This is a genomic window from Pseudomonas sp. Z1-12, from assembly GCF_051132015.1.
Classification (GTDB): domain Bacteria; phylum Pseudomonadota; class Gammaproteobacteria; order Pseudomonadales; family Pseudomonadaceae; genus Aquipseudomonas; species Aquipseudomonas zanjanensis.
Genome location: NZ_CP071647.1, coordinates 1,468,253 through 1,488,277, shown reverse-complemented (window position 1 = coordinate 1,488,277; position 20,025 = coordinate 1,468,253). Strand labels below are relative to the sequence as shown.

Here is a 20,025-nt window from a genome sequence, read left to right as displayed (position 1 = left end):
CCAAGGAATGTAAACGCACCATGAACCAGACGGCTCAGTCACCTCACTACTTCACCAACTACCGCAAACTCATTTCCCTTGCAGACCAGGATTGGCAAAGCACCGAAGCCGGGAAAATCTCAGGGCTGAATGTCGAGGTCAAGACACCCAACGTGCTGGTCGACCAATACGGTCGGGCTTTTCATCACTTCTGCACGACGTCCTACCTGGGCCTGGACTATCACCCTGCGTTGCTGGACGGTGCCATGACCGCCCTGTGGGAGGCTGGGACCCTGCGGGTCGCCAATTCAAGGAATCGCTGCAAGCTGGCGATACTGGACCAGTACGAAACCCAGTTGTCGGAGCTGTTTGGCGCCAGTTGCCTCAGCGCCCTGTCTTGCAGTGCGGCGAGCGCCGGGATCCTGCCGCTGCTGGCCAGCGGTGCATTCACGCAAAATCGTGCGCCCGTCATGGTGTTCGACAAACAGGCCCATTATTCGATGAACCACAGCAAGGCCGCCTGCGCCGACGAAACCCAGGTCATCACCTGCCCGCACAACGACATGGATTTCATCGAGGACGTGTGCAAGCGCCAGCGCGAGGTGGCGTATGTAGCCGACGGCGCCTACAGCATGGGCGGGATGGCGGACCTGGATAGCCTGATGTACCTCAAGCAGCGCTATGGCTTGTTTCTTTACCTGGACGATTCCCACGCCCTGTCTGCGGTCGGGGAATCCGGCGCCGGCCTGGTGCGTTCGCGCATCCCGGCGGTGGACGAGCGCACCCTGGTCGTCGCCTCGCTGGCCAAGTCATTCGGCGCCAGCGGCGGGCTGGTCATGTTTGGCAGTGAACGGCACAAGGCGCTGGTACAGCGTTACGGTGGGCCGAGCAATTGGTCCCAGAGCCTGAACGCAGCGGCCATCGGTGCCGGCATGGCTTCGATCCGCCTGCACCGCAGTCTGGAATTCAGCGCCTTGCAGGCGCGTTTGCAAGCTAATATCCGCCTCTTCGACAGCCTCGTGCGGACCGGACAGCGCGGCACTCCCATGGCGATCCGTATGGTGCCTTGCGGTGAAGCATCCCTGGCCAACAGCCTGGCGGTCGAATTGGCCGAACTGGGGTATTTCACCTCAGCGGTGTTTTTTCCCGTGGTGCCGCAAGGCAAGGCCGCCATTCGCATTACCCTGCGCGCCGACATGGAGCCTGACGTGATTCGCTCGTTTTGCGAAAAGATCACCGAACTGCTGCTGAACCACGGGCGTGACCTCCGCCCCTGAGACAGGACGCTTGATGAAGAACCGTACAACCCTGATCGTCACTTGCACCACCGTCTTCCTGGCACAACTGGGCATGAGCATCTATTTGCCGGCCCTGCCGGATATCGCCCGGGATATCGGTGCCGATGCGTCCCGGGTGTCCTGGGGCCTGTCGGTGTACTTGATCGGCATGGCGCTGCCCATGTTGCTGTGGGGCAGCCTGAGCCAGCGCCTGGGGCGCAAGCCGGTCTTGCTGGCGGCTTTGGGGTTGTATGGCCTGGGCAACCTGGCCTTGCCGCTGGGCACGACAATCGAGGCGTTCCTGATGCTCCGGTTGATCCAGGGCATCGGCGCCAGCGGTATCTCGGTGATGGCGCGGGTCCTGATTCGTGACAGCTTCAGCGGTGACCTGCTGGCCAAGGCCCTGTCCTGGATATCGATCGCCTTTGTGATTGCCCTCGGTATTGGCCAGTACCTGGGCTCGCTGATCCAGGCGGCTTTTGGCTGGGAGGCGATTTTCCAGGGATTGGGCGCCGTCAGCCTGGCCATGGCAGCGGCGGTGTCCAGGGCCCGTTTCCCGGTGCTGATACAGGCCAGCAACGGGCAATCGGCGTGGGGTATCTACGGACAGATATTCCGGCAGCGGGCGTTCCTGCTGCCGGCCTTGGCCGGTGGGCTGGGTTACGGCGTGATCGTCGCCTTCAATACCGCCGCGCCGCTGATCCTGCAGGAGAGCTTCCACTGGTCGGCCATTGAATATGGCTTGCTGGGCTGGCCGATCAGTGCGGCGTACCTGCTCGGGGCGCTGGCGGTGAACGCCTTTGTGCTGCGCACCGGTCAACGGCGAATGATGGGCTCGGGCATCGCGTTGGTGCTCGGCGGCAGCATGACCATGCTGGCGGGCAGCCTCACCCTGAGCGGCATCGCGTTGCTCTTCTGGCTGCCGTACTGCTTCGCGGTGTTCGGCCAGTCGTTGATCTACCCCATCAGCCTGTCCCTGGCCAATGAAGGCTCACCGGTGGCCGGCGCTTATGCCATGGCATTGAGCGGGTTCCTGCATCAATTGATGGCGTCGGTGATCGGCGCCATGGCCAGCCTGCTGTTGAGCCAGCAAGCCTGGCCGCTGGCGGCGTTGTGCGCACTGCTGGGGGCGGCGGCGATGCTCTGTGTGAGGTTCGTGCCACCCCGGGTCGCTTAGGCTTTGTACGAAAAGTGCCTGCGCGACTTTTCATACAAAGCCTAGAACGCGCTGCGGAAAATCTCTTCGATCTGCCGCTGGTCCGCCGCCCGAGGGTTGGTCAGGCCACACGCGTCTTTCAAGGCGTTGGCGGCCAGCACCGGAACGTCGTTGAGGCGCACGCCCAAATCACGCAAACCGGCCGGAATGTCCACGTCCTGGGCCAGGCTGCGGATCGCCGCAATAGCGTTCCGGGCCCCCTCCTCCGGACTGAAACCCCGTGTATCGGCGCCCATGGCATGGGCCACGTCGGTCAGGCGAGCGGCGCACACCGAGGCGTTGAAACTCTGTACATGGGGCAACAGCACGGCATTGCACACGCCGTGAGGCAAGTCGTAAAAACCACCCAGTTGATGCGCCATCGCGTGCACGAAACCCAACGACGCATTGTTGAACGCCATCCCCGCGAGAAATTGCGCATAGGCCATGTTTTCCCGCGCCGCCAGATCGGTGCCGTCGCGCACGGCCAGGCGTAGGTTGTTGCTGATCAGGGTAATGGCCTTCAGGGCGCAGGCATCGGTAATCGGCGTGGCGGCGGTGGAGACATAAGCCTCGATCGCGTGGGTCAGCGCATCCATGCCAGTGGCGGCCGTCAGGCCCTTGGGCATCGCCACCATCAACGCAGGGTCATTCACCGACATCAGCGGGGTCACGTTGCGATCGACAATCGCCATTTTCACGTGGCGGGTCTCGTCGGTGATGATGCAGAAACGGGTCATCTCGCTGGCGGTGCCCGCCGTGGTATTGATGGCGATCAGCGGCAGTTGCGGCTTGCTCGAACGGTCCACACCTTCATAGTCACGGATCTGTCCGCCGTTGGTGGCGCACAGGGCGATGCCCTTGGCGCAGTCGTGGGGTGAACCGCCGCCCAGGGACACGACGAAATCGCACTGGCTTTCCTTGAGCAAGCCCAGCCCGAGCTCGACATTGGCAATGCTCGGGTTGGGCTTGGCACCGTCGAAAATCACCGAGTCGACGTCCTGCAGCGCCAACAACTCGGCCACCTTGGTGGCGACGCCGGCCTTGGCCAGCCCCACGTCGGTGACGATCAGCCCCTTGCGAAAGCCGTAGTTGCGGATAGCGGTCATGGCCTCGTCGAGGCAACCCAGACCCATGATGTTCACGGCGGGGATGAAAAAAGTGCTGCTCATGGCACACGCTCCTGGAAGAGGCCGAATCGGCAGGGGCGTACAGGATTGACCGAGTAGTCACGACGTATCTTGATCTGGCTCAAGACTGGGTCGTGATAAAGTCGCGGCCTGCCTTTGCCACGTTTTGAGATGATCCTTGCGATGACCGATTTCCAGGAATACGACACCCGGCTCGAAGACTGGGAGGCCTTGCGCGCCGACACTGCCTTCAGCGGCCTGCTGCTGGGCAATGGCGCCAGCCGTGCGGTGTGGGACGATTTCGGCTATGACTCGCTGTTCGAAAATGCCCGCACCGTCGAGGAAAAACCCTTGAGCCCGTCGGAACTGAGCGTGTTCGACGCGATGCAGACCCGCAGCTTCGAACAGGTGCTCGGGGCGCTGAAAACCACCAGTCGGGTCAACAAGGCCCTGGCCGTCAGCTCCGCCGCCCCGCGTAACCGCTACTACGCAATCAAGGAAGCGCTGATCAACACCGTGCATGCGGTGCATATCCCGTGGCGGTTGGTGCAGCCATCGACCCTGGCGACAATCAATCAGGAACTGGGCCGCTACCGCACGGTGTTCACCACCAATTACGACTTGCTCAATTACTGGGCGATCCAGCATGGGGCCGAGACCATCAGCGATCTGTTCCGTGGCGATGACCACAGTTTCGACCTGAGCCAGGCGGGCGCGGACAAACCACGTCTGCTATACCTCCACGGCGGCCTGCACCTGGTGCGCAACCAGGACGGCACGGCGCGCAAACTCACGTCCACCGAAGGCACCTTGCTGGGTAGTTTCGCCATCAACAACACGATCAAGACCCTCGACGACGTGCCGCTGTTCGTCAATGAAGGTCCCAGCACCGACAAGCTCAAGACCATCCGCAGCAGCGATTACCTGTCGTTCTGCTACGACCAGTTGCTGCAGCATGGCGATAATCTGTGCCTGTTCGGCCATGCTCTCGGCGAGCAGGACCGGCACATTGTCCATGCCCTGCGCCTGGCCGCCCCGAAAACCGTGGCGGTTTCGATCTATCCGCGAAGCCAGGCGTTCATCCAGCATCAGAAGCGGCATTACGCCAAGGTGTTCGAAGGGCTGGACGTACAATTGCGCTTCTTCGATGCCAAGAGCCATCCGTTGGGCGATCCGAAATTGTCGGTGCCGGTGGAGGTTTAGCCTCGGACTACATGACCTGGAAACTCAATGCCAGGTCAGCGCATGACTGTGGCGAGGGAGCTTGCTCCCGCTCGGCTGCGCAGCAGTCGTCATTTTGTGAGCCTGCTGCCTGTTCTTGGAACCGATGGGGACCGCTTCGCGGTCCAGCGGGAGCAAGCTCCCTCGCCACAAAAGCCCACTCGTTACAGCAGGCTCGCTCCCATAGGGATGGGTTCAGAGCGCAGCCACCGTCTTGTCCTTGATGACCGTCGTCGGTCCATTGGACTTGACGCTGGCGATGCCTTTGTCCCGGGCTGCATCCGATGAATACGCCTCACTGCTGCCGATCACTTCGTGGTTGCCGGCCTTGAGGTTGAAGTACGGGTGGCCGTCCTTGGTGGTCTTGAGTTCATAGCGTTCGGCCAACGGGCTGTTTTTCTGCACCGAAGCGATGCCGCCGTCGGCGCCGCTGCGGGTGGTGTACAACTCGCTGGTCAGGATTGTCTCGGCGTTGGCCGCCTTGAGCACAAAACGAAACTGGCCACTGCTGCTTTTGCTGACTTCGTACCATCCGGACATGATTGTTCTCCAGGCAATGAGGACATGCCCCGAGAGTAAAGACCCGCTGCGCTTGTCCCGCCAGTCCGTTACTACAAAGTGATGGCCGTGCCCAGCAGGGTCAGGAACCCCGCCAGCCAGTTCGGGTGCGCAGGCCAGGCCGGTGCGGTCGCCAGGTTGCCCTGGACATGGCCTTGGGTCACAGGAATGTCCATATAGGTCCCGCCCGCCAGCCGGACTTCCGGGGCGCACGCCGGGTAGGCGCTGCATTCGCGCCCTTCGAGGATGCCCGCCGCCGCCAGCAATTGCGCACCGTGGCACACCGCGGCAATCGGCTTGCCCGCCAGATCGAAATCACGCACCAGTTGCAGGACGGCTTCGTTCAGGCGCAGGTATTCCGGCGCACGCCCACCCGGCACCAGCAGCGCGTCGTAGTCGGCGGCCTGGACGTTGGCGAAGTCATGGTTGAGGGCGAACAAGTGCCCCGGCTTTTCACTGTAGGTCTGGTCGCCTTCGAAATCGTGGATCGCCGTACGCACCGTTTGGCCCGCGGTTTTGTCCGGACACACGGCGTGCACGGTGTGGCCGATCATCTGCAAGGCCTGGAACGGCACCATGACTTCATAATCTTCGACGTAATCGCCGACCAGCATCAGGATTTTCTTGGCGGCCATGGGAAGGGCTCCTTTGGGAATGCGTGAGGGGTGGACGCATTAAAGGTAGCCCGGTACGTCGGTAGGTGAGGGATAAGCGCTGATAACCTGACGGACTGCACCTCTGCCCTTTGTGGGAGCGAGCTTGCTCGCGATTCAAGCGATACGGTGTTTCAGGCACACCGAGTTATCGTTTCATCGCGAGCAAGCTCGCTCTCACAGGAGGTCAGTGTTGTCAGGCGAGATAACCATCCGCCCGCAGCAGCGTTTCGAGACAGTGCTCGGTGATGTGGTAGAAGGCCTTGAGTTCGTCGATTTTTGCCAGCAGCTCGGTGGAGTCCGCCGGTTCGGCGCGTTTGACGGCCAGGATCATCTTGTTCTTGTTGGTGTGGTCCAGGGAGATGAACTCGAACACCTTGGTCTCGTAGCCACACGCTTCGAGGAACAGCGCCCGCAAGCTGTCAGTGACCATTTCCGCCTGCTGGCCCAGGTGCAGGCCGTATTGCAGCATCGGTTTGAGCAACGCCGGGCTCTGGATCTGCAGGCGGATCTGCTTGTGGCAGCACGGCGAGCACATGATGATCGAGGCGCCCGAGCGAATGCCCATGTGGATCGCGTAGTCGGTGGCGATATCGCAGGCGTGCAAGGCGATCATCACATCCACCGCGCTCGGCGCCACGCTGCGCACGTCACCGTGCTGGAAGCTCAGGCCCGGGTGCTCCAGGCGCGCGGCGGCTTCGTTGCACAGCTTGACCATGTCTTCGCGCAGCTCGACCCCCGTCACCACGCCCTCGGCCTGCAAGGTGTTGCGCAGGTAATCATGGATGGCGAAGGTCAGGTAGCCCTTGCCCGAACCGAAATCCGAGACCCGCACCGGTTTGTCCAAGGCCAGTGGCGAAGACGTCAGCGCATGACTGAAGACCTCGATGAACTTGTTGATCTGCTTCCACTTGCGCGACATCGCCGGAATCAGCTCGTGCTTGTGGTTGGTCACGCCCAGGTCAGCCAAAAATGGCCGGCTCAGGTCGAGGAAGCGATTTTTCTCACGGTTGTGCTCGGCAGACGGCACTTCCCGCAGTTGCTGGGGCTTGCTCTTGAATAGCGAGCTTTTGCCCTTCTTGCTGTACTCCAGCTGCGCCTCGTCGGTGACCGCCAGCAAATGCGCGTTCTTGAACGACGTCGGCAACAGCGCGGCGATGGTGTCCACGCCTTCGGCCAGTGGGAAATTCTTGGTGATGTCGCGGGTCTTGTAGCGGTAGACGAAGGACAGGCATGGCTGGCCCTTGACCGTCAGCTGCTTGATGATCAGTCGCTGGAGGTCCGCTTCGTCCCCCACGTACTTGGCCAACACCAGTTTGATGAAAGCGTTTTGTTCAAGGCTGGTGTGCAGCAGCTCGATGAATTGGGCGTGGTGATCCGGCGCGGGACGGGCTGGAGTTGCGGTGGCGGACATGAACAAGCGGCCTCGGGGCGAGCGGATCGGGAATGGCGGGTATTTTAGGGGGGATGGGCAGCGAGGGCACGGGGAATTTCCCCAGTGGTAGAAAATCCAGGCCCTTTTTACGAAGGCCCCGGCTTTTGCGGCTCACTGAGCTTTTTGTGGCTCACTGGGGCTTTTGTGGCTCACTGGGGCTTTTGTGGCGAGGGAGCTTGCTCCCGCTGGACCGCGAAGCGGTCCCCATCGGCTCCAAGGTCGGGCAACGAGCTCGCAAATCGACGACTGCTTCGCAGCCGAGCGGGAGCAAGCTCCCTCGCCACAAAAGCGGCTCTGGCCATGGTGATCGACAATCAGCTTAAAACCACCAACCGATTCGGCAGTTCATTGCGCTCCTGGGTCAGCGGCACGTGTTCCTTGAGCAATTCTCCGCAGGCTTCGATGCACGTCACGAAACCCTGCAAGGTCTGCCCCTGGCGAACCTGCTGGGTAAACGCTGCGACAATGGCGTCCCAGCAGGTGTTGTCCAGGTGCTTGGAGATGCCTTCATCGACGAGGATTTCCACATACCGCTCGGCCTCGCAGACGAAGATCAGCACGCCCGTGCTGCCCACGGTGTGGTGCAGGTTCTGTTCGAGGAATTGCCGGCGCGCCAAGTTGGAGGCCCGCCAGTGGCGCACGGAACGGGGAATCAGGTGCGTGGTGATCCTGGGGATGCGGAACACCAGGCACAACACGATGAAACTGACCCACTGCACCAGCAGCAGGCTGTGCACGGCCAGCCAGCCACTGAGGTAATGGACCACGCCGGGCACCACCAGGGCCAGCAGGCTGGCCCACAGCAGCGGGATATAGGCGTAGTCGTCGGCGCGGGCGGCCAGCACCGTGACCAGTTCGGCGTCGGTGTGCCGCTCGACCCGGGCGATGGCCTCGGCAACCTTGCGTTGTTCGTGTTCAGTCAGTAATGCCATGGTTAAAAGTGCCTGCTCATTATTATTATCACCAGCCGCCCGACGAACCGCCGCCCCCGAAACTGCCCCCGCCTCCGCTGAAGCCGCCCCCACCGCCTCCGCCGCCGAAGCCTCCGCCACCGTAACCGCCCGAGCCGCTGGAGCCTCCGCGTCCGGCCGGCAGGATACCGAGCGTCTGGCAGACTAATATCGTCAAAATAAACAGTATCACCAGGAAGATGAACAGCCCCGGGTGACGCTCGACAAAATCGCCCTGCTGCCCATCCGTAGTGTAGGCAGTCGCCGGCTCGTCCAGCGGGTTGCCGCCCAGCACCACCAGCATCGCCGCGACGCCGTCGCTGATGCCTTTGTTGAAGTTGCCCGTCTTGAAGGCCGGCGTGATCACCTGATGGATGATCACCGAACTCTGTGCGTCGGTCAGGCGATCCTCCAGGCCATAACCCACTTCGATGCGCAGTTTACGGTCATCCCGCGCGACGATCAGCAGCGCGCCGTTGTTTTTATCCTTCTGCCCGATGCCCCAATGGCGTCCCAGTCGATAGCCGAAGTCCTCGATACTGCTGCCCTGCAGGTCCGCCAGGGTCACGACGACCACCTGTTCGCCGGTCGCCTGTTCATGGGCCTTGAGCTGCGTGTCCAGTTGCGTGCGCACCGAAGGGTCGAGCATCTGGGCGGCATCCACCACTCGCCCGGTCAGCTCCGGAAACTTCAATTCGGCCTGGGCCATGATGGCAAACGCCCAGAGCACCAGCACCAGGCCAAACTTCAACACTCGCATCGCAACTCCTGTGTGGGAGCAAGCTGCTGTGGGAGCAAAGCTTGCTCGCGATGAAGGCACCTCGGTCTTTTCAATGACCGCGTTATCGTTCATCGCGAGCAAGCTTTGCTCCCACAGGCTCGCTCCCACAGTTTTTTCAGAACTTCACTTCAGGGGCTTTTTCAGCATTGGGGCTGGTGGCCTCGAAGGTTTCGCGGATCGGCAGGTCGCTGTACATCACGCTGTGCCACAGGCGTCCCGGGAACGTGCGGATCTCGGTGTTGTACTTCTGCACCGCCAGGATGAAGTCGCGGCGGGCCACGGCGATGCGGTTCTCGGTGCCTTCGAGCTGCGATTGCAACGCCAGGAAATTCTGGTTGGCCTTGAGGTCCGGATAACGCTCGACCACCACCATCAGCCGGCTCAATGCGCCGCTCAACTGGTCCTGGGCCTGCTGGAACTGCTTGAGTTTTTCCGGGTTGTCCAAGGTGCTGGCGTCCACCTGGATCGACGTGGCCTTGGCCCGCGCCTCGATCACTGCGGTCAGGGTGTCCTGCTCGTGCTGGGCGTAGCCCTTGACGGTTTCCACCAGGTTGGGAATCAGGTCGGCGCGGCGCTGGTACTGGTTCTGCACCTGACCCCAGGCGGCCTTGGCCTGTTCGTCCAGGGTCGGGATGTTGTTGATGCCGCAACCGGCCAACAACGTGGTGAGCAGCATCAGCGCCAGCATCGGCAGGCTGCGAAGGTGATTCAGTCGAGGATTCATCGGATATGGCGCTCCCTTGCATGACATAGGAAAACCCGGCCACCTATCCCGCCGACGTCTGGGGCATAATCTGCCGTCGCGCTGGATTGAAACGGGCCGATGGGCTAAAAGATGCGCAGTGCGAAACTAAGTTCAGCCCAATGGGTTCGAAAGTCTGTTGCATTTAACTGAACAACAATAGCCGCTCCTCACATTTTGGCTGACCGGCGTGTCCTGATCACCGCCCTTTAGGCTTGCGAGAAAATTATTCATGAAGAAGCTGTGTTTGCTGGGCCTGTTTGTCAGTCTGGCCAGTCACTCCGTATTAGCCGACAACCTGCCCGCCCCCATAGAGAACAAGGATGCGTTCATCAGTAACCTGATGAAGCAGATGACCCTCGAAGAGAAGATCGGCCAATTGCGCCTGATCAGCATCGGCCCGGAAATGCCCCGGGAGATGATTCGCAAGGAAATCGCCGCCGGCAACATCGGCGGCACGTTCAACTCCATCACCCGTGATGAGAACCGTCCGATGCAGGACGCGGCCATGCGCAGCCGGTTGAAGATCCCGATGTTCTTCGCCTATGACGTGATCCATGGCCACCGCACGATTTTCCCGATCCCCCTGGCCCTGGCTTCGAGCTGGGACATGGACGCCATCTACCACTCCGGTCGTATCGCAGCCAAGGAGGCGGCGGCCGACAGCATCGACATCACCTTCGCACCCATGGTCGATATTTCCCGCGACCCGCGCTGGGGCCGGACTTCAGAAGGCTTCGGCGAAGACACTTATCTTGTGTCGCGCATTGCCGGGGTGATGGTCAAGGCGTTCCAGGGCACCGGGGCCAACGCCGCCGACAGCATCATGGCCAGCGTCAAGCACTTCGCCCTGTATGGCGCCGTGGAAGGCGGTCGGGACTACAACACCGTGGACATGAGTCCGCTGAAAATGTACCAGGACTACCTGCCGCCCTACCGCGCCGCCATCGACGCCGGCGCCGGCGGGGTGATGGTCGCGCTGAACTCCATCAACGGCGTGCCGGCCACGGCCAACACCTGGCTGATGAACGACCTGTTGCGCAAGGAATGGGGCTTCAAGGGCCTGGCGGTCAGTGACCACGGCGCCATTTTCGAACTGATCAAGCACGGCGTCGCCAAGGACGGTCGCGAAGCGGCGAAGCTGGCGATCAAGGCCGGCATCGACATGAGCATGAACGACTCGCTCTACGGCAAGGAGTTGCCAGGGCTGCTGAAAGCTGGCGAGATCGAGCAGAGCGACATCGATAATGCGGTGCGCGAAGTGCTCGCGGCCAAGTACGACATGGGCCTGTTCAAGGACCCGTACCTGCGCATCGGCAAGGCCGAGGATGACCCCGCCGATGTCTACGCCGACAGCCGCATGCACCGCGCCGATGCCCGCGATGTGGCGCGCCGCAGCCTGGTCCTGCTGGAAAACCGCAACCAGACCCTGCCCCTGAAGAAAACCGCGAAGATCGCCCTGGTCGGTCCCTTGGCCAAGGCCCCCATCGACATGATGGGCAGTTGGGCTGCCGCCGGGCGCCCGGCGCTGTCGGTCACCCTGTTCGACGGCATGACCCGCGCGCTGGGGACCGAGTCGAAGCTGATCTATGCCCGTGGCGCCAACATCACCGGCGACAAGAAGGTCCTCGACTACCTGAACTTCCTCAACTTCGACGCCCCGGAAGTGGTGGATGACCCGCGCCCGGCCCAGGTACTGATCGATGAAGCGGTGAAGGCCGCTCAGTCCGCCGATGTGGTGGTGGCCGCCGTGGGTGAGTCCCGGGGCATGTCCCATGAATCGTCGAGCCGTACCGAACTGAACATCCCCGCCAGCCAACGCGAGCTGATCAAGGCCCTGAAGGCCACCGGCAAGCCTTTGGTGCTGGTGCTGATGAACGGCCGTCCACTGTCGTTGCTGGAAGAAAAGCAGCAGGCCGATGCGATCCTGGAAACCTGGTTCAGCGGCACCGAAGGCGGCAACGCCATCGCGGACGTGCTGTTCGGTGACTACAATCCGTCTGGCAAGCTGCCGATCACCTTCCCACGCTCGGTAGGGCAGATTCCGACCTACTACAACCACCTGAGCATCGGCCGGCCGTTCACGCCGGGCAAACCGGGCAACTACACCTCGCAGTATTTCGACGACACCACCGGCCCGCTCTACCCGTTCGGCTACGGCCTGAGCTACACCGAGTTCAGCCTGTCGGACATGGCGTTGTCATCGACCACGCTGAACAAGACCGGCAAGCTCGATGCCAGCGTGACGCTGGAAAACACCGGCAAGCGTGACGGCGAGACCGTGGTGCAGTTGTACATCCAGGACGTGACCGGTTCGATCATCCGCCCGGTGAAGGAGCTGAAGAACTTCCGCAAGGTGATGCTCAAGGCCGGCGAGAAAAAAGTCATCCACTTCACCATCACCGAAGACGACCTGAAGTTCTTCAATGCCCAGCTCAAGTACGCCGCGGAGCCAGGCAAGTTCAACGTGCAGATCGGCCTGGACTCCCAGGATGTGAAACAGCAGAGTTTTGAGTTGCTCTGACCTCCAGAACAACTCAATCCTCCCTGTGGGAGCGAGCTTGCTCGCGATAGCGGAGTATCAGTCGATATCGATGTGACTGATCCAACGCCTTCGCGAGCAAGCTCAGCTCCCACAGTTGGCTTTGTGGCAAACGCAATTTCTATGACCGCTGAAATTTACTGTGGGAGCGAGCTTGCTCGCGATAGCGGAGTGTCAGCTAAGCATATGGCGACTGACAGACAGCTATCGCGAGCAAGCTCGCTCCCACAGTTGTATCTGGGTGTTCGGACTAGCCCCGTCGATCCAGCAGATTCACCACCAACCGATCCACCCACCCCCACAGACGCTGCTTGAACCGCTTCCACAGCGGTCGGCGCTGCCAGGCGTCGAGGCTGACTTGCAGGCTCTGGGCGAAATCCCGCTCGAAACTGGCCGCCACGGCGCTGCCGAGCTTGGAGTCCAAGGCTTCGAGGTTGGCTTCCAGGTTGAAACGCAGGTTCCAGTGATCGAAATTGCAGGAGCCGATGCTGACCCAGTCATCCACCAGCACCATCTTCAAGTGCAGGAAACACGGCTGGTACTCGTAGATCTGCACACCCGCCCTGAGCAGTCGCGGGTAGTAACGGTGCCCGGCGTAGCGCACGGACGGGTGGTCGGTGCGTGGGCCGGTCAGTAGCAGGCGCACGTCGATGCCGCGGGCGGCGGCCTTGCGCAAGGAGCGGCGCACGTTCCAGGTCGGCAGGAAGTACGGCGTTGCCATCCAGATGCGTTTCTGGCCGCTGTTCAATGCCCGGGACAGCGATTGCAGGATGTCGCGATGCTGACGGGCGTCGGCATACGCCACCCGGCCCATGCCCTCGCCCACCGGCGGCACGCGAGGCAGGCGCGGCAAGCCGAAGTTGGACGCCGGTTTCCAGGCACGCCGATGGCGGTTGGCGAGCCACTGGCGATCGAACAGCAGTTGCCAGTCGAGCACCAGCGGGCCGACGATTTCCACCATCACTTCGTGCCACTCACTGCGGTCGTCGAGGGGGTTCCAGAATTCATCGGTCACCCCGGTGCCGCCGACCACGGCCAGGCGTTGGTCCACCAACAACAGCTTGCGATGATCCCGATACAGATTGCGCACCCAGCGCCGCCAGCTCAGGCGATTGTAGAAACGCAACTCCACCCCGGCCTCGGTCAGGCGCTTGCGCAGGGCCAGGGTAAACGCCAGGCTGCCGTAGTCATCGAACAGGCAGCGCACGCGAACGCCACGCTCGGCGGCCTGGACCAGTGCCTGGACCATTGCTTCGGCGCAGGCCCCCGCCTCCACCAGGTACAGTTCCAGCTCGACCTGTTCCCGGGCACGGGCGATTTCCACCAGCATGCGCGGAAAGAATTCCGGGCCGTCGACCAACAGCTCGAAGCGATTGCCTTCACGCCAGGGAAAGACCGGGCCGCTCATGTCAGCGCGCCGTGAAAATCAGCACCGCATTCACCGGCACCGACAAGCTGATGGCCGATAACCCGGCCAGGTTGCGCAGCTTTTCCAGGCCCGGCGCCAAATCGAAATCCGCCGCGTTGAGCACCACCGGCTCCAAGGTCACCACCTGGAAGCGACGCTCATCCAGGCGCGTCGCGAGCAACTCAACGGGATATTCATGCTGCTTGCCGTGCAGGTTCACCGTCAGCGGCAGGCGCAATTCCAGCTGTGCGCCGTTGGCCAGGTCCTGGATCGGCATCAGGTCGATCTTGGCGGTGACCGTGGCCTCGGCGAATTGCTTGATGTCGAACAGCTCGGCGCGCATGCGCTCATCCCGCAGGGGGATACCGCTGTTGATGGATTCGAGTTCCACTTCCAGGCGCGCCAAGCCGTCGGGCTGGACTTGGCCGTGCAGCACCAGGAAACGCTGGACCTCGGAGATGTTGCCGTTTTTGCTGCTGATAAACGACAGCCGCGACGACTCGCCGTCCAGGTACCAGTCGGCCTGGGCCGGCAGAGCTGCGCAGGCCAGCAGCAAGCTCGCGACCACGCGTGGGAAAAACCGCTTGAACATACACACTCGGAGGGTAGATAAACCTGTGGCGAACCTTAACCGGGCCGAGGGCGCTTGCAAACTGTCTGTTTCAGAACATCCCTGCTGCGCACATAACCTTTGTGGCGAGGGAGCTTGCTCCCGTTCGAGTGCGCAGCACTCGCCCCCCTGTCAACCACCGCGATCCTGGGGCTGCTTCGCAGCCCAGCGGGAGCAAGCTCCCTCGCCACAAAAGCCATCATCGAATCAACTTTCAGGGTTCCAACCGACACCCCTGCCGCTCCCCCAGCCATTGCGCGCTGCTGCTACGCCCCAACCCGCTGACGGTGATGCGTTTCGCGTCTGCGGTCTCGAGAAAATCGCTGGTGGGCACCGACTGCTTCACATAACCCCGGCAATACTCGGCCGGTTGCTCCATCACATAGCGACACGAGCAGTATTCCTTGGCGGTGTAGGCGCTGATGATGTCGGGAAAGGCCCGCAACGCCACCCGCTCCAGCCACATCCAACTGAACAGGGCGATGAGCACCGCCGACAGCAGGGTCAGCAACACGTTGCGCCTCATGGCTGCACCGTCCCGGCGAACGCCGCCATGGCCCGCTTGAGCAGTTCGTTATGGCGATAGCGGCCGTCGCGGTCGTCGCCGTAGCGCACGATCACCAGTTTAGCGCTGGGAATGACGTACAGCGCCTGGCCCCAATGGCCCAGGGCGGCGAAGGTGTCCGGCGGCGCGTCGGGCCAGGGGTGGATCGCCGGATCGGTGGCGCGGTTGAGCCACCAGTGCCCGCCCGGCACGGCTTCATCCTGGCCGGCCTGGAAGTGCACGAACGGTTCACGGCTGAACGCGACCCAAGCCTTGGGAATCAGCTGCCGTTCGCCCCAGCGGCCGTCCCGTTGCATCAACAAGCCGACACGCGCCAGGTCCCGCGCCGTCAGGTAGGCGTAGGACGACCCCACGAACGTACCGCTGGCGTCGGTTTCCCAGGTGGCATTGCGGATGCCCAAGGGTTCGAACAAAGCGGTCCAGGGGTAATCGGGATAACGTGCCGGGCCGACGATATTTTTCAGGGCCGCCGCCAACAGGTTGCTGTCACCGCTGGAATAACGGAACGCCTGCCCAGGCTGACTGAAGCTTTCATGCTGCGCGGTAAACGCCGCCATGTCATGACGCCCGCGGGTGTAGAGCATCGCCACCACCGATGACTTCAGCGGCGCGTATTCGTAGTCTTCCTGCCAGTCCAGGCCGGACGCCCAATGGAAAAGATCGGCCAGGGTCAGGCCCGGGTGTCGGTTCAGCGGCGGGTAGTACTTGGCGGCCGGATCGTCCAGGGCAAAGCGCTGTTCGCCATAGGCCACGCCGAACACTGTCGCCAGCAGGCTTTTGCTGATGGACCAGGTCAGGTGCGGGGTCTGGGCGGTGGTTGGTCCGGCGTAGCGTTCATAGACCAGCCGACCGTCCTGGATCACCAGCAGCGCATCGGTGCGGATGCCCTCGCGGCTCACATCGTCCCGGGGCGGGAAGGCGTATTGCGCCAAGGCTTCGATGGCCGGCCCGCTCGGCGTCGGGCCGCTTGGCCATTGCTCGCCGGGCCAGTCTTCGGCGTAGGCGCTCAGGTTGAGCAACAACAGCGGGATCAGGAACCAGCCTTTGGACATGCTTGGGGCTCGCAGGGTTGAACCTTCAGAGCCTATTCAGACTTGATGACAGTTTCGAGTGTTGTGCAGTCCCCCTGTGGGAGCGAGCTTGCTCGCGATAGCAGAGGGTCAGCTAAGCATATGGCGACTGACAGACAGCTATCGCGAGCAAGCTCGCTCCCACAGGTGGTTAGTGGTTTGAAGGGCTACCCCAACGCCTTGGCCAACCGCTTGGCCCGCGCCCCCGCGGCAATGTCCATCACGCCTTTATCCCGCGTCCACAGCTCGCGCCACGTCGCAGGTCCGCCGGCCAGGGCAGCGTTGAGTTCACCGTCGAGCCCGTGGAACTGGGCGAACAACCCGCCCAGCAGCACATGCCCGGCAGCACTCGAAGGGTTATGCCGACTCACCTCCGCACAGCCGGCGAGCAACGCCAGCAGGCGCAGTTGCAACGCCTGGGGCCAGGCGCACTCCTGCCCGACGCCATGCAACCAGGCCGTCATCGCGCTGAGCACATAAAGGTCTTCCAGGGTGCGGAACGGTTTGACGTAGGCGTCCCAGCCATCGCCCGCCAGCAATTCGCACAACGCGCCGTCGAGCAGCACGCGGCCATGGCTGATATCGGGCATCAGGCCCATGGCGGGCAGTTTCTCCAAGGTCACGCCGGGCTCGCCCGCGTAGGCCACCGCCAGGTTCAGCCGTGGCGTTTCACCGGGGGCTTCGCAGCGGGCGGCAATCAACAGCCATTCGGCGGCGTCGCCAGCGGTGACGAAATCCTTGCGTCCGCTCAGGCGCAAATCGTCGAGACGGGTGTGCATGTCCGCCGGCCGCACGCTGCGCTGCTCAGTGGCACACAGGGCGCCGAGGCTCTGCGGCGCGCTGGGCCAAAGCACTCGCAGTGCCGCCTGGTAGCCCACCAGGAACGCCAGCCCCGGCGTGGCCATCGACCGAGCCCCAAGCACGGCCAGCTCGAACGGCGTCACCGGCCCCAGGCGTTGCAGCAACGCGGCATAACCTTCGGCCAGGTCCGGATGGGCGGGCAAGCGCTCGCCGTGTTCGATCAGGGTGTGCCAGGGCATTGGGCGGACTCCTTGAGGGCTGTCATATAAGCATCACCAAAGCTTCATGGCGATGACACCGGGGCTACATAGCCTGACTTTGCACAACATGGCTGCATAAAGAAAGTCGACAGGCTGCAACTGAACAGCCCGCACGGAGATTCGCTATGACTCAGATCGCCCGCATCAGCGACACCGGCAATGAACGCCGCCTGCAAGCCGAACGCCTGGTCGGCGCCCACGCCTTGCAAGAAGCCCAGGCCCTGCGCTTCAACGTCTTCAGTGGCGAGTTCAACGCCAAGCTCAAAGGCGCGGAAATCGGTCTGGACATGGATGACTATGATGTTCACTGCGCCCACATCGGCGTACGCGACCTGAACACCGGCCGCCTCGTGGCGACCACTCGCCTGCTCGACCACCAGGCCGCCAGCAGCCTGGGCCGGTTCTACAGCGAAGAAGAATTCAGCCTCCACGGCCTGATCCACCTCAAGGGCCCGATCCTGGAAATCGGCCGTACCTGCGTCGACCCGGCCTACCGCAACGGTGGCACCATCGCGGTGCTCTGGGGCGAGCTGGCCGAAGTCCTGAACGAAGGCGGCTACAGCTACCTGATGGGCTGCGCGAGCATTCCGATGCAGGATGGCGGCATCCAGGCCCAGGCGATCATGCAGCGCCTGCGCGAACGCTACCTGTGCACCGAACACCTGCAAGCCGTGCCGAAAAAACCACTGCCGACCCTGGACGTGCCGTCCAACGTCATTGCCGAGATGCCACCGCTGCTCAAGGCCTACATGCGCCTGGGCGCGAAGATCTGCGGCGAGCCGTGCTGGGACGAGGATTTCCAGGTGGCCGATGTGTTCATCCTGCTCAAGCGCGACGAGCTCTGCCCGCGCTACGCCCGTCACTTCAAGGCAGCGGTGTGATGAGTCGGTTGCGGGTGTACGCGCGTATCGCGCGAGTCTTGCTGGTGGTGACGCTGGGGCTGAGCATGGCCAGCGTGTTCGGTTTGTTCGAACGCCTGGGGATCGCCAACTCCATGGTGCGTCGCCAGCGCTGGTCGCGGTTCTTCATGGCCCGGCTGAGCCATGCCCTGCCCTTTGCCGTCACCGTCCATGGTCAACTGCCGCAACGACCGATGCTCTGGGTCAGCAACCATGTGTCCTGGACCGACATCCCGCTGCTGGGCATGCTCACGCCACTGTCGTTCCTGTCCAAGGCCGAAGTGCGCACCTGGCCGGTCGCCGGCTGGCTGGCTGCCAAGGCCGGCAGCCTGTTTATCCGTCGCGGCTCGGGTGACAGCCAGCTGATCCGCAAACAGATGAGCCGCCACTTGGAACAGGCCCATCCGTTGCTGATGTTCCCGGAAGGCACCACCACCGACGGCCGTTCCCTGCGCACCTTCCACGGTCGCTTGTTGTCGGCGGCGATCGATGCCGATGTCGCCTTGCAACCGGTGGCGATTCGTTATCTGCGCAACGGCGAGCCGGATTCCCTGGCGCCGTTCATTGGCGATGATGATTTGCTGTCGCACCTGATGCGCCTGTTCGCCAATGATCGGGGCGAGGTGCACATCCACCTGCTGGAACCGATTGCCTGCCATGGCCAGGAACGCGCGGCCCTGGCCTTCCAGGCTCAGCAGGCGGTGCACAAGGCGTTGTTCGGCGCGATTCCCGAGAAACAGCCAGTGCCGGTGCGACCTGCGGCGATTGCGGCCTGACCCGATTTCTGCGGAGCATCCCCTGTGGGAGCGAGCTTGCTCGCGATAGCGGCTTAACATTCAGCCGATGTGCTGGCTGGTACACCGCTATCGCGAGCAAGCTCGCTCCCACATTAGTTTTGTGGCGTCGTCTGGTTCAACGCAAAATCCTGAAGCTGCGGATAGAACAACCGAAAGTCTTCGCTCAACGGCTCATAGAGCCTGATCAACTCCGGCATCGCCCCGGCCAGTTCCTCGGGACGGGACAGGCGGCGAGAAATGCCGCGCAGTACTTGCCCCAACACCTCGAATTCCTGATAAGACCCCAGCCAGTCATCCGCCGCCATGTGCGGGGCGATGTGCGCCAGGCGTCCTGGCAACTGCGGTTCGGTGCCGAGCACCTGGTACACCCGGGACGTGAAATCCAGCAGCGGCTCTTCGCCGTACAACGGCCAGTCCCGGGCCAGGCAATGATCAAAAAACACGTCGAGCACGATCCCGGCATAGCGCCGTCGCACCGTGGAAAAGCGCGACAGGGCGATGTCCACCAGCGGATGACGGTCGGTGTACATGTCGATGCGCCGATGCAAGGCAATCGCCGCTTCGATCCGCGGGTCATAGAGCCCTTGCAGCGGTCCCTTGACGAAGTCGCCGTAGAGGCTGCCGAGCAGTTGTTCCCGGCCGGGGCCGCCGAGGTGCAGGTGCGCGAGATAGTTCATGGCCCGCAGCTTAGCACTCCCGCGCCCATATCGTTATAACCCGATATAGCGATTTGTTCGGCATTCAGATCAAATCCATATTGGTATATCGCGAAGTAACGATTTAAGGTTCGTCCCATCGCGATATAGCGTTTTACTCACCCCGAGCCTGCCACCATGACCCTCGACCTCGACGAAATAATAAAAGCCCTGGCGCACCCAGTACGGCGAGACATCCTCAACTGGCTCAAAGACCCCAAGGTCCAGTTCCCCAACCAGTTGCACAACCATGAGTTCGGCATTTGCGCCGGGCAGATCGACCAGCGTTGCGGCCTGTCGCAATCCACGGTGTCTGCGCACTTGGCGGTGCTGCAACGGGCGGGGCTGATCACCAGCCAGAAGGTCGGTCAATGGCACTTCTTCAAACGCAACGAGGACGTGATCCAGCAGTTCCTCAAGCAAATGAGCCAAGAGCTCTGACCTGACAAGGACCCAT

20 protein-coding genes are annotated in these 20,025 nt (G+C 62.4%); 7 read left to right on the top strand and 13 right to left on the bottom strand.

Annotated elements, in window-relative coordinates; all coding sequences use genetic code 11:
* Nucleotides 1-20: 20 nt before the first annotated feature.
* Together J3P85_RS06570 and J3P85_RS06565 are read left to right on the top strand one after the other, a co-directional pair.
* Nucleotides 21-1,256 carry an aminotransferase class I/II-fold pyridoxal phosphate-dependent enzyme gene (locus tag J3P85_RS06570; protein WP_434705273.1) on the top strand — a complete coding sequence of 412 codons (1,236 nt, stop codon included), beginning with the start codon at nucleotides 21-23 and terminating at the stop codon, nucleotides 1,254-1,256.
* Nucleotides 1,257-1,269: 13 nt separating this feature from the next.
* On the top strand, nucleotides 1,270-2,433 hold the full coding sequence (locus tag J3P85_RS06565; RefSeq protein WP_434705271.1) for an MFS transporter: 1,164 nt from the start codon (nucleotides 1,270-1,272) through the stop codon (nucleotides 2,431-2,433).
* A 41-nt stretch (nucleotides 2,434-2,474) separates the two neighbouring features.
* Here J3P85_RS06565 and yiaY read toward each other — a convergent pair whose 3' ends face one another.
* Nucleotides 2,475-3,623, bottom strand: coding sequence for an L-threonine dehydrogenase (gene yiaY / locus J3P85_RS06560; protein WP_434705270.1), 1,149 nt, complete (start codon nucleotides 3,621-3,623; stop codon nucleotides 2,475-2,477).
* Between the two features lie 141 nt (nucleotides 3,624-3,764).
* Here yiaY and J3P85_RS06555 point away from each other — a divergent pair, with 141 nt between their 5' ends.
* Nucleotides 3,765-4,784 (top strand): DUF4917 family protein, encoded by a 1,020-nt coding sequence (locus J3P85_RS06555; protein WP_434705269.1) that lies wholly within the window; start codon nucleotides 3,765-3,767, stop codon nucleotides 4,782-4,784.
* 213 nt (nucleotides 4,785-4,997) lie between these two features.
* On the opposite strand, the gene J3P85_RS06550 is transcribed toward J3P85_RS06555, so the two are convergent.
* The 6 genes from J3P85_RS06550 to J3P85_RS06525 form a co-directional block, all read right to left on the bottom strand.
* On the bottom strand, nucleotides 4,998-5,342 hold the full coding sequence (locus tag J3P85_RS06550) for a YegP family protein (protein WP_434705268.1): 345 nt from the start codon (nucleotides 5,340-5,342) through the stop codon (nucleotides 4,998-5,000).
* A gap of 71 nt (nucleotides 5,343-5,413) precedes the next feature.
* Nucleotides 5,414-5,995 carry a DJ-1/PfpI family protein gene (locus J3P85_RS06545; RefSeq protein WP_186704510.1) on the bottom strand — a complete coding sequence of 194 codons (582 nt, stop codon included), beginning with the start codon at nucleotides 5,993-5,995 and terminating at the stop codon, nucleotides 5,414-5,416.
* Between the two features lie 214 nt (nucleotides 5,996-6,209).
* A complete protein-coding gene (locus J3P85_RS06540) occupies nucleotides 6,210-7,427 on the bottom strand; it encodes a class I SAM-dependent methyltransferase (RefSeq protein ID WP_434705267.1) in 1,218 nt (405 codons plus the stop codon).
* 335 nt (nucleotides 7,428-7,762) lie between these two features.
* Nucleotides 7,763-8,380, bottom strand: a complete 618-nt coding sequence (locus J3P85_RS06535) for a TPM domain-containing protein (RefSeq protein WP_434705266.1) — start codon at nucleotides 8,378-8,380, stop codon at nucleotides 7,763-7,765.
* Between the two features lie 28 nt (nucleotides 8,381-8,408).
* The gene (locus J3P85_RS06530; protein ID WP_434705265.1) at nucleotides 8,409-9,158 is read right to left on the bottom strand and encodes a TPM domain-containing protein; all 750 of its coding nucleotides are present in this window, start codon (nucleotides 9,156-9,158) and stop codon (nucleotides 8,409-8,411) included.
* Between the two features lie 136 nt (nucleotides 9,159-9,294).
* Nucleotides 9,295-9,903, bottom strand: a complete 609-nt coding sequence (locus J3P85_RS06525) for a LemA family protein (RefSeq protein ID WP_186704506.1) — start codon at nucleotides 9,901-9,903, stop codon at nucleotides 9,295-9,297.
* 250 nt (nucleotides 9,904-10,153) lie between these two features.
* Here J3P85_RS06525 and bglX point away from each other — a divergent pair, with 250 nt between their 5' ends.
* Nucleotides 10,154-12,445: a beta-glucosidase BglX gene (gene bglX / locus J3P85_RS06520; RefSeq protein ID WP_434705264.1), complete on the top strand. Its 2,292-nt coding sequence runs from the start codon at nucleotides 10,154-10,156 to the stop codon at nucleotides 12,443-12,445.
* Nucleotides 12,446-12,713: 268 nt separating this feature from the next.
* On the opposite strand, the gene J3P85_RS06515 is transcribed toward bglX, so the two are convergent.
* From J3P85_RS06515 to J3P85_RS06495, 5 genes are all read right to left on the bottom strand, one after another.
* Nucleotides 12,714-13,871: a phospholipase D-like domain-containing protein gene (locus tag J3P85_RS06515; RefSeq protein WP_434705263.1), complete on the bottom strand. Its 1,158-nt coding sequence runs from the start codon at nucleotides 13,869-13,871 to the stop codon at nucleotides 12,714-12,716.
* A gap of 1 nt (nucleotide 13,872) precedes the next feature.
* Nucleotides 13,873-14,463, bottom strand: a complete 591-nt coding sequence (locus J3P85_RS06510; protein ID WP_434705262.1) for a YceI family protein — start codon at nucleotides 14,461-14,463, stop codon at nucleotides 13,873-13,875.
* A gap of 232 nt (nucleotides 14,464-14,695) precedes the next feature.
* Complete coding sequence (locus J3P85_RS06505) at nucleotides 14,696-15,007, bottom strand: amidase (protein WP_434705261.1); 312 nt, start codon at nucleotides 15,005-15,007, stop codon at nucleotides 14,696-14,698.
* Nucleotides 15,004-16,098, bottom strand: coding sequence for a serine hydrolase domain-containing protein (locus tag J3P85_RS06500; RefSeq protein ID WP_434705260.1), 1,095 nt, complete (start codon nucleotides 16,096-16,098; stop codon nucleotides 15,004-15,006). Before J3P85_RS06500 ends, J3P85_RS06505 begins: the two co-directional genes overlap by 4 nt.
* Nucleotides 16,099-16,283: 185 nt before the next feature.
* Entirely contained in the window at nucleotides 16,284-17,156 is an 873-nt protein-coding gene (locus J3P85_RS06495; protein WP_434705259.1) for an acyl-CoA dehydrogenase, read from the bottom strand.
* Between the two features lie 146 nt (nucleotides 17,157-17,302).
* Between J3P85_RS06495 and olsB the strand changes: the two genes are divergently transcribed.
* Nucleotides 17,303-18,058: an L-ornithine N(alpha)-acyltransferase gene (olsB, locus tag J3P85_RS06490; RefSeq protein ID WP_434705258.1), complete on the top strand. Its 756-nt coding sequence runs from the start codon at nucleotides 17,303-17,305 to the stop codon at nucleotides 18,056-18,058.
* Nucleotides 18,058-18,852 (top strand): lysophospholipid acyltransferase family protein, encoded by a 795-nt coding sequence (locus J3P85_RS06485; RefSeq protein ID WP_434705257.1) that lies wholly within the window; start codon nucleotides 18,058-18,060, stop codon nucleotides 18,850-18,852. The genes olsB and J3P85_RS06485 overlap by 1 nt, the downstream gene beginning before the upstream one ends.
* A gap of 113 nt (nucleotides 18,853-18,965) precedes the next feature.
* Here J3P85_RS06485 and J3P85_RS06480 read toward each other — a convergent pair whose 3' ends face one another.
* A complete protein-coding gene (locus J3P85_RS06480) occupies nucleotides 18,966-19,550 on the bottom strand; it encodes an ACP phosphodiesterase (protein WP_250965516.1) in 585 nt (194 codons plus the stop codon).
* Nucleotides 19,551-19,706: 156 nt separating this feature from the next.
* On the opposite strand from J3P85_RS06480, the gene J3P85_RS06475 reads away from it, so the two are divergent.
* Nucleotides 19,707-20,009: an ArsR/SmtB family transcription factor gene (locus tag J3P85_RS06475; RefSeq protein WP_434705255.1), complete on the top strand. Its 303-nt coding sequence runs from the start codon at nucleotides 19,707-19,709 to the stop codon at nucleotides 20,007-20,009.
* Nucleotides 20,010-20,025 lie beyond the last annotated feature (16 nt).

Bases quoted from the DNA above. Each gene is read 5' to 3' on its own strand.
- J3P85_RS06555 (WP_434705269.1), top strand. From the start codon at position 3,765: ATGACCGATTTCCAGGAATACGACACCCGGCTCGAAGACTGGGAGGCC.
- olsB (WP_434705258.1), top strand. From the start codon at position 17,303: ATGACTCAGATCGCCCGCATCAGCGACACCGGCAATGAACGCCGCCTG.
- J3P85_RS06500 (WP_434705260.1), bottom strand. From the start codon at position 16,098: ATGTCCAAAGGCTGGTTCCTGATCCCGCTGTTGTTGCTCAACCTGAGC.
- J3P85_RS06480 (WP_250965516.1), bottom strand. From the start codon at position 19,550: ATGAACTATCTCGCGCACCTGCACCTCGGCGGCCCCGGCCGGGAACAA.
- J3P85_RS06515 (WP_434705263.1), bottom strand. From the start codon at position 13,871: ATGAGCGGCCCGGTCTTTCCCTGGCGTGAAGGCAATCGCTTCGAGCTG.
- J3P85_RS06495 (WP_434705259.1), bottom strand. From the start codon at position 17,156: ATGCCCTGGCACACCCTGATCGAACACGGCGAGCGCTTGCCCGCCCAT.
- J3P85_RS06510 (WP_434705262.1), bottom strand. From the start codon at position 14,463: ATGTTCAAGCGGTTTTTCCCACGCGTGGTCGCGAGCTTGCTGCTGGCC.
- J3P85_RS06540 (WP_434705267.1), bottom strand. From the start codon at position 7,427: ATGTCCGCCACCGCAACTCCAGCCCGTCCCGCGCCGGATCACCACGCC.
- J3P85_RS06525 (WP_186704506.1), bottom strand. From the start codon at position 9,903: ATGAATCCTCGACTGAATCACCTTCGCAGCCTGCCGATGCTGGCGCTG.
- J3P85_RS06505 (WP_434705261.1), bottom strand. From the start codon at position 15,007: ATGAGGCGCAACGTGTTGCTGACCCTGCTGTCGGCGGTGCTCATCGCC.
- J3P85_RS06530 (WP_434705265.1), bottom strand. From the start codon at position 9,158: ATGCGAGTGTTGAAGTTTGGCCTGGTGCTGGTGCTCTGGGCGTTTGCC.
- J3P85_RS06485 (WP_434705257.1), top strand. From the start codon at position 18,058: ATGAGTCGGTTGCGGGTGTACGCGCGTATCGCGCGAGTCTTGCTGGTG.
- J3P85_RS06545 (WP_186704510.1), bottom strand. From the start codon at position 5,995: ATGGCCGCCAAGAAAATCCTGATGCTGGTCGGCGATTACGTCGAAGAT.
- J3P85_RS06565 (WP_434705271.1), top strand. From the start codon at position 1,270: ATGAAGAACCGTACAACCCTGATCGTCACTTGCACCACCGTCTTCCTG.
- yiaY (WP_434705270.1), bottom strand. From the start codon at position 3,623: ATGAGCAGCACTTTTTTCATCCCCGCCGTGAACATCATGGGTCTGGGT.
- bglX (WP_434705264.1), top strand. From the start codon at position 10,154: ATGAAGAAGCTGTGTTTGCTGGGCCTGTTTGTCAGTCTGGCCAGTCAC.
- J3P85_RS06570 (WP_434705273.1), top strand. From the start codon at position 21: ATGAACCAGACGGCTCAGTCACCTCACTACTTCACCAACTACCGCAAA.
- J3P85_RS06475 (WP_434705255.1), top strand. From the start codon at position 19,707: ATGACCCTCGACCTCGACGAAATAATAAAAGCCCTGGCGCACCCAGTA.
- J3P85_RS06550 (WP_434705268.1), bottom strand. From the start codon at position 5,342: ATGTCCGGATGGTACGAAGTCAGCAAAAGCAGCAGTGGCCAGTTTCGT.
- J3P85_RS06535 (WP_434705266.1), bottom strand. From the start codon at position 8,380: ATGGCATTACTGACTGAACACGAACAACGCAAGGTTGCCGAGGCCATC.